Origin of the sequence: Halomonas sp. SIMBA_159 (genome assembly GCF_046536035.1) — a bacterium.
Taxonomy (GTDB): Bacteria; Pseudomonadota; Gammaproteobacteria; order Pseudomonadales; family Halomonadaceae; genus Vreelandella; species Vreelandella venusta_A.
Window position 1 is genome coordinate 1 of record NZ_JAWJBT010000061.1, and the last position, 841, is coordinate 841.

Genomic DNA, 841 nt, shown 5'->3' on the forward strand with positions numbered 1-841 from the left:
AGACGGCCTTGGCAACCTGTCGGTGCTCGGCGAATTCCGAACCGTTATCCAAGGTGATGGTCTGCACTGCACCTCGGCGTGGTTTTAATAACCGGGTCATCGCTTTGGCCGTTCCTGTGGCCGTGATTGTCGGCAGGCGCGCTGCCAAGAGGTATCCGCTGCGTCTCTCGACCAGGGTCACCAGGCCGGATTCTTTGTGGCCCTTGAGCACCGTATCGCCTTCCCAATGGCCGATATGGCGCCTTTCTTCCACTTCGGCGGGACGTTGTTCAATACCTACCCGGTGTGGAATTTTGCCCAATCCCGCATGCTTGGCCAATCGGCGCTGATAGCGCCGCTGGTGTGGTAAGCGGAGTCGCTTCCATAATTCGCCGCCGTGTTTCTTGTCGTCCCAGATTAACGCATAGATCCACTGATGGCTTACGCAAACGCCGTTGGCATTCGCCATGAAGCCACTAATTTGCTGGGGGCTCCATTCGTCCATCAGTTGATCAGTGACCCATCGAATTAGGCTGGGCAGTCGCTTCGTCACTTTCCAGGCGCTGCGTCGACGCTGATCACTTCTCAATTGAGCCTGCTCAGGCGCATAGCCAGCAGTAAGCCCATTGCGCTTTATCTCCCGGCTAATGGTGCTGCTGTGAACCCCAATAGCCTTGGCTATCTGTCGCTGGCTGATGCCAGTCTCGAGGTAAGCGAAAATTTGGTATCGTTGGGCCTGGGTCAGTTGTCGGTATCCCATTCTCTGCTTCACTTTGGTCGGTAAAGTCGAGAGGGTACCGGCGCTGGCCCTCCTTCCTCTACTGTGTGATCCAAAGTGCTGCGGTTATTCTATGAATCCAGG

The 841-nt window shown here is 56.0% G+C and carries 1 protein-coding gene; it reads right to left on the minus strand.

The genetic code is table 11. The features are described 5' to 3' along the window. Nucleotides 1-739, minus strand: a 739-nt coding sequence (locus R0J87_RS18310) for an IS30 family transposase (protein ID WP_498887953.1), incomplete at its 3' end; no start/stop codon positions are given. Nucleotides 740-841 lie beyond the last annotated feature (102 nt).